General features: G+C 64.9%; 1 protein-coding gene and 1 pseudogene. One reads left to right on the top strand and one right to left on the bottom strand.

Going from position 1 to position 573, the window contains the following annotated elements; all coding sequences use genetic code 11:
- Positions 1–289: hypothetical protein (locus J7528_RS24055; RefSeq protein WP_291879894.1), on the top strand; the 289-nt coding region annotated here is incomplete at its 5' end.
- Here J7528_RS24055 and J7528_RS24050 read toward each other — a convergent pair.
- Positions 286–573 (bottom strand): annotated as a pseudogene (locus tag J7528_RS24050) (serine/threonine protein phosphatase); the annotation flags it as partial. The gene J7528_RS24055 and the pseudogene J7528_RS24050 sit on opposite strands and share 4 nt — an antisense overlap.

Here is a 573-nt window from a genome sequence, read left to right as displayed (position 1 = left end):
GCTCATCGTCGTGACGCGCGACGTGGCGAACGATTCCTACGTGATGGATCAGCTGCGCGGGCGCGAACGGGCCGAATGGGGGCGCGGCGACGGGCGGCGGGAAGGGCGTCATGTCCTGCGCCAGGGCTGGAGCCGCCTGCAAGCCAATCAAGGCGACGCCGAGCGACAGCACCACGCGATTCCAGAAACGCCGAGCAATAGTCATCGGGTAAGTGTTCTCAACATTACGTCAGTCCCTGCGAACGTCGTCATGACATGTGTATGTGACGACGACAAGGCGAAGCGCTAAACGCGAAGAGACTTTCGAGCCTGAAGCACAACCGGAGGACTCTCGGTCAAGCGAACGGCGGTCAGGACGCCCGTCGCATAGGCGCCGGTGTCGACATTGATCCGGTCACGCCCCAGGAACGGCTCGCTTTCCGGCGTGTGGCCGTGGACCACCACGCAGTCCAGGCGGTGCGGCAGGGTCAGGAAATCGTTGCGGATCCACAGCAGGTCCTCGGGCTCCTGCTGGTCCCAGGGCACGCCGGGCCGGACGCCCGCATGCACGAACAGATAGTCGCCGTAGCGGGC

The sequence above is a fragment of the Caulobacter sp. genome (assembly GCF_017744445.1).
GTDB lineage: Bacteria > Pseudomonadota > Alphaproteobacteria > Caulobacterales > Caulobacteraceae > Caulobacter.
Note: the sequence above shows the minus strand (reverse complement) of the source record. Positions and strands in the feature narration are given on the sequence as shown.